Raw genomic sequence first — 5,597 nt, 5'->3', positions numbered from 1 at the left:
CCCCCCCCCCCCCCCCCCCCCCCCCCCCCCCCCCCCCCCCCCCCCCCCCCCCTTTTTCAAGCAGAAGACGGCATACGCGATGCAGCGTAGTCTCGTGGGCTCGGAGATGTGTATAAGAGACAGGCTCAAAGAAAACATTAAATCGTTCTGTATTTATTTTGTTTAAGTGCATTATGTTTCTTTTCACGTATTTAAAAGCCTTTATTGCAAATTGTTGAATAAATTCAACATCTGATCCACCAATAATACCAGCATTTATTGATTTTATAGGTGTATTCTTTTTGAAGTCTTTGTGCACCGATATTGGGAAATAGCTAAAATATTTTATTAGATCTTTTTGTGTGGATGTATAATATTCAGTTGCTTCTTCTATATTTTGTGCAATTAAACTTTTACTCAGAAAAGAATTGTTAAAAGGTTTGAAAATAAAAACATCGCCATCTAAATGTAAAAATGTTTCCTTTTGTAATAAGTAGGTATATATTTTTGGTAATGCCCATAAATCATGATGGTACATAATAAAATCATCATGCGATGTGTAAATATTTTTATAGGGTAGTTGCAGTATATCATAAAAAAACTTTGCTGAACTAGTGTTTGTATATAGCGCTATATCATCATAATATTTATGCAATTGTAAACAGCTTAATGTCCAACTAATTATATTGTAAAAGGGTAAATTCCACCCCATAGAAGTTTTTGTGATATTCTTGGACGGGTCTAAATAAAAAGTTTGTATCATTTTCATTGGTTCACTTTTTTTATATCCAGAAGATTGCTCAGTTCTTTTTCCAATTCCTTTATTCTATCTACTTGGGGTGTATTGATTGAATTCCAAATAATCATTCCTTTGTCATTAATAAGTAGTAGGCTTGGAATGGGCATGTTGGGATTGAGGTAACTTTTTTTAATGGCTGTATTACATAAAATATTTTTCCAATTCTCTACATTCCATTTTTTTACGGCATTGTACCAGGCAAGCGAATCTCCATCAATTGAGATGGATACAATTTCCAATCCTTTTGAATGGTATCTTCTATACATTTGTTTTAAATCAGGTATTTCCTGAATGCATGGAATACACCAACTGGCCCAAAAACTGATTATAATATATTTACCGATTAGGCTATTGAGTTGAAAATTTTCCTGATTGAAATCCCTTGCCGTAAAATCTGGTGCCTGTATATTTACCATGCTTTTTTGAAGTGTTGCTGCAATTAATTGGCCAACCATACTTTGTTGGACCGGATCAGTTAAATGATGAAATAAACGGTTGGCTTCTAATGTGCCTAATTGTTGATTCATTATTAAACCATATAACTCTGTTGCGCTGATATAAGAATGGGGCATTGTTTCTATCCATTGAATGGTTGCAAGTTTTAATGCACGGTTATAACTTTCAATACTATCCTGAAAGTTGTGTAGCTGCTGATTTAATTGTAATTTTAATGAATCATCTTTTTCAGCATTGTATAATTTCAACATTACTTCATATTTTTTTACAACCGGATATTTTAATAAAATGTCTTCTTTTTTTTGATTCCATTTTTTTAATTCTTTTGCAATTTTGCTACCAGTTAAATTGTAATTATTAAAATTGGTGTCATTTAATTGTATTGATTGTTTTCCTTTATCTATATATATGTCTGAATAGTTGTTAGAAATATTAGGTCCTATTAAATGACAAAAGGTGGGTTGATTTACTATCCCGGTAAACAGGAATTGGCCATTTTTTATTTGGCAGGTGTCACGCTTCCATTGGTTATTTGTGGTTGGATATAGCAATACAATAATTCCGGTATCTCTTCCTATTATTTTACCGGATAAATAGAAACTATCTTTAAAATAATTGTTCTTTTGTGATCCACAATCTAATAGAAATAAAAACAAAAATAAGAGTGTAATTATTAATTTGCTCATAAGATTAAATCTTAAAAATACTATTCATTATATTATATACTATATTAATCTATAATGAATAGTATTTAATTTAAAATTAATTTTTATTTTATCTTACACAAATTTTGCTACCCCCAGGTACATTTGGGTTAGTTGCATTTCCTGCCGGAGAACAAGTTGTACAAGTATCTTTACATAAACTTGGATCATTTCCACAATAAACATTGCAAGAATTTCCAAAACCAGATCCTGCTTTAATTTGTTTCATTTCTGCCCTGCTCAATTGCTGCTGCAAATCTGCAAGACTAAATTTTTTTTTTGTCATTTTTTTTACATTTAAAAGTGATTGAATGTTTGCCGGGAGCTTAGCGCATCACCCGGCGTTGGCTTACCCGGTATGCTGCTTGTACTTCGCAGCAGGCGTTCCACCGGATATTTTCTTTTAGGGAACGTAACCAAAAGAAAATAATATTAATAAGATAATTTGTATTGATACCATCTTAATTATTTATAACTTTTTTACATGCAACTTTTATTTTATTAATATTATCAATGTATGCTACATTTTTTTTTGGGGCTTTTAAATTTTTTACTAGATCCCAAATAGTTATCTTATATCTTTTTTCACCATCGTTACCTTCAATTATTCAATATTATGACATACAATAATAAGTGTTATGCTAATAACCAAAACTGGACCTTAATTTATTTTTAAGCTCTAATAAAAAGTCTTGTTTTGACTGATAAAAATTACCATACCAACCAACAATCTTTAAATCATCATTAATTAAAATCAACGATGGAATTGTTTGTATTCCATACATTTTTGTGATGCTTTGGCCAATGGGAGATAGGATTGGATTTTCATCATTCTCCAATATGCAGGGCCAGCTTATCTTATCTTCTTGAATTGCTTTTATCCAATCTTTTTTATCTGTTTGATTTGATATGCTCAGTATTACCAGTTTGTCATTATATTTTTCATACAATTTTTTGAGTTTAGGTATTATTTGCCTGCAGGGGATACACCATGAGGCATTGAAGTCTAATAATATATATTTATATTTAAAATCTGATAAATGTATAGTATCTCCATTTCTCTGAATGGCCGTAAATAATTTAGCAGGGATAAGTTGGTCATTCAATGCCATTGTGATTTTTTTTTCAATTTTTTTACCAACTGATGTTAATTTAATTTTATTAGAAAGCTGGTTGAATAAATGCCTGATTTCTGTTAATGAAATCCATTCATTTCTAAAATTATATAATAAGATGGCTGATAGTATTGAGTTTTTGTGAAAGGTTATAAATGCCTTATCTATTTTAATGCCATTATTAAATTCAAGATTTCTCTTTACTTCTAATTGATTTATTTTTTTATGCATACTATCTAAAATATTTTCAGTCATGTTACTTTTTTCTGCTGAACGTATTTTTTCACGATAGGAAATAATGCTATCTGTTATTGAATTCAATAATTGAAAATTATCACTTTTTAATCTTATGTAATCTCTATAATCTTTATCAGTAAACGAACCCGAAACTAAAATTTTTTTAAGATGATTATATTCAACTTGAATCTGTATGTTGGAGGCTTCCAGATAGAACTGTGCAATATTTAATGGGTCAACTTTCTCCTGAAAGTTAAATGTGGTTAGGTTTGCTAACATTGGTTCTTGTATTTTACCCTTAAATTGAAAGTGCCCATTTTTAATTTTGCAACTGTCTAAAATTCCTTTTTCATTGGGTATGGGTATGTAGTTTAAATACAACCATCCACTGTCTAATCCTTTTATATAACCCGATATAGAAAAATTATTGTGGATGTTTTGTTGCCCTTCAGCGTTATGTACACATAGTATAAACATTAATTGGAGTAGCCATTTCATGGGTAGCGTTATTAATGGGTTAGTAATTTAATCATCGTCATTTAAATAAATGGAATCTCAATTCATGCATTGATAGTAAGAATACCCACATCCGGTACACGCAGAGTACACACATTTGCCAGGTGTGCCATAGATTGTGCAACTATCGCCAGGCCCTTTTCCCGGGCCACAGTCGCTATTGTTGCAATTGCAACCATCTCCATTCAATAATGTTTGTCCGTCACCCGCTTTAATTTGTTTCATTTCTGCCCTGCTCAATTGCTGTTGTAAGTCGGCAAGGCTTAATTTTTTTGTTTGCATTTTTTTTACATTTAAAAGTGATTAAATATTTTCCGGGAGCTTTGCGCATCATCCGGGGTTGGCTTACCCGGTATGCTGCTTGTACTTCGCAGCAGGCGTTCCACCGGATATTTTCTTTTAGGGAACGTTACTAAAAGAAGATTTTTGTTTATGCATTTTTTCTGCTAAAAAACTATTTAAAGCCTCCGGCGTAATATCTTTCTGAATAATAACATGATTATTATCTAAAAGAAAATTTCTGGGATAAGTATCTATGGCTAACTGGTTGGCCTGCACGCCGTTTTTATCCAATAATTGTTTCCAGGGTAGTTGATGTTCATCAATCACTTTTTGCCAGTTTACTATATTTTGGTTGTCATCAATGGATATACCAATCATATCAAAATTAACATTTTTGTATTGCTGATATATTTGTTTGAATTGTGGAAACTGCCCAATACAAGGGTTACAATGACTGAACCAAAAATCAATGAGGGTATAGTGATTCGATTTTTCATGTTTAAAAAGTTTTGTAGGATAATTAGACCTGTCTAATAATTTTAAATTTGGAAAAACATGATTCAGGCTTAATACACAGGCAGCTTTTAATTTTTCACCTAAACGGGTTCCTGTATAACTCATTTTAACGGCATCAGACAAATAAGCGTATGCAGTATCTAAATTGGGATTGTAATTGAAAGAAAGCATTCTTGCCAGTTGCCACATAGCCATATAAGAATCAGGATGCTTTTTAGTATATTCTTGAATAGTTTCAGGTGTATAATGGTGTTGCTTAAATTGGTATAACTCCTGCATCGTTTCATTATTCATATCTGGAATTTCACGCATGGAATCAATATGGCATGTTATGTTTTGTGAACCGGCATCAATATAAAACAGGTCTGAAACGTATTCCTTATTTCCCAGAAATAAAAGGCGAAATGATAATGGGTATGATAAGACACCACTGAATGAAAATTGGCCATTTTTTACCTTGCCAATGGTTAAATAATGAATTGGAGGATAATTGGAACTATCGCCGGTCAATATTAACCGAACAGTCCCGGTATCACTATTTATGTAACCATTCAATGTGAAGGGCTTTTCAACGCTTTGTGCATGTAAAATGCCAACAGTTAAAAATCCAAAAAAACAAATTAATTTTTTCATATTGCGCAGTTTAAGAATAGGCATTAAGTATTATTCAATACCTATTCTATGCATTTAAGAAATATTAATGATATCAATAGTTTTTATCACAAACATTACTGCCATTGGGGTCACATTTGCAATAGGGGGCATTGCAATTACTGTTGCAGGTAGCCGGACATTTGTCATTGAATCCGACTGTACTCCCCGCTTTAATTTTTTTCATTTCTGCCCTGCTCAATTGCTGTTGTAAATCTGCAAGGCTAATTTTTTTTGTTTGCATTTTTTTAGATTTAGAAGTAATTAGAGCATGTCTCAAAAGTATGTTTTTTGTAATAAATTGAATGAATTTGCCGTTTATAAGAGAAACGACATTTATGG

The 5,597-nt window shown here is 31.9% G+C and carries 7 protein-coding genes; all 7 read right to left on the bottom strand.

The window, feature by feature from the left end; all coding sequences use genetic code 11:
* A partial coding sequence (locus JK139_RS15155) for a DUF6734 family protein (RefSeq protein WP_218332115.1) occupies positions 1 to 748 on the bottom strand: 748 nt, incomplete at its 3' end.
* On the bottom strand, positions 745 to 1,920 hold the full coding sequence (locus JK139_RS15150; protein ID WP_218332107.1) for a TlpA disulfide reductase family protein: 1,176 nt from the start codon (positions 1,918 to 1,920) through the stop codon (positions 745 to 747). The genes JK139_RS15150 and JK139_RS15155, both read right to left, overlap by 4 nt.
* 88 nt (positions 1,921 to 2,008) lie before the next feature.
* The gene (locus JK139_RS15145; protein WP_218332105.1) at positions 2,009 to 2,224 is read right to left on the bottom strand and encodes a hypothetical protein; all 216 of its coding nucleotides are present in this window, start codon (positions 2,222 to 2,224) and stop codon (positions 2,009 to 2,011) included.
* 355 nt (positions 2,225 to 2,579) lie between these two features.
* Positions 2,580 to 3,767 carry a TlpA disulfide reductase family protein gene (locus tag JK139_RS15140; RefSeq protein WP_218332103.1) on the bottom strand — a complete coding sequence of 396 codons (1,188 nt, stop codon included), beginning with the start codon at positions 3,765 to 3,767 and terminating at the stop codon, positions 2,580 to 2,582.
* Positions 3,768 to 3,845: 78 nt separating this feature from the next.
* The gene (locus tag JK139_RS15135; RefSeq protein WP_218332101.1) at positions 3,846 to 4,088 is read right to left on the bottom strand and encodes a hypothetical protein; all 243 of its coding nucleotides are present in this window, start codon (positions 4,086 to 4,088) and stop codon (positions 3,846 to 3,848) included.
* Positions 4,089 to 4,205: 117 nt separating this feature from the next.
* Positions 4,206 to 5,237: a TlpA disulfide reductase family protein gene (locus JK139_RS15130; protein ID WP_218332099.1), complete on the bottom strand. Its 1,032-nt coding sequence runs from the start codon at positions 5,235 to 5,237 to the stop codon at positions 4,206 to 4,208.
* Positions 5,238 to 5,310: 73 nt separating this feature from the next.
* Positions 5,311 to 5,499: a hypothetical protein gene (locus JK139_RS15125; RefSeq protein ID WP_218332097.1), complete on the bottom strand. Its 189-nt coding sequence runs from the start codon at positions 5,497 to 5,499 to the stop codon at positions 5,311 to 5,313.
* Positions 5,500 to 5,597 lie beyond the last annotated feature (98 nt).

This window comes from Hydrotalea lipotrueae (assembly GCF_019249625.1).
GTDB lineage: Bacteria > Bacteroidota > Bacteroidia > Chitinophagales > Chitinophagaceae > Hydrotalea > Hydrotalea flava.
This window is presented reverse-complemented; position numbering and strand designations above follow the sequence as displayed.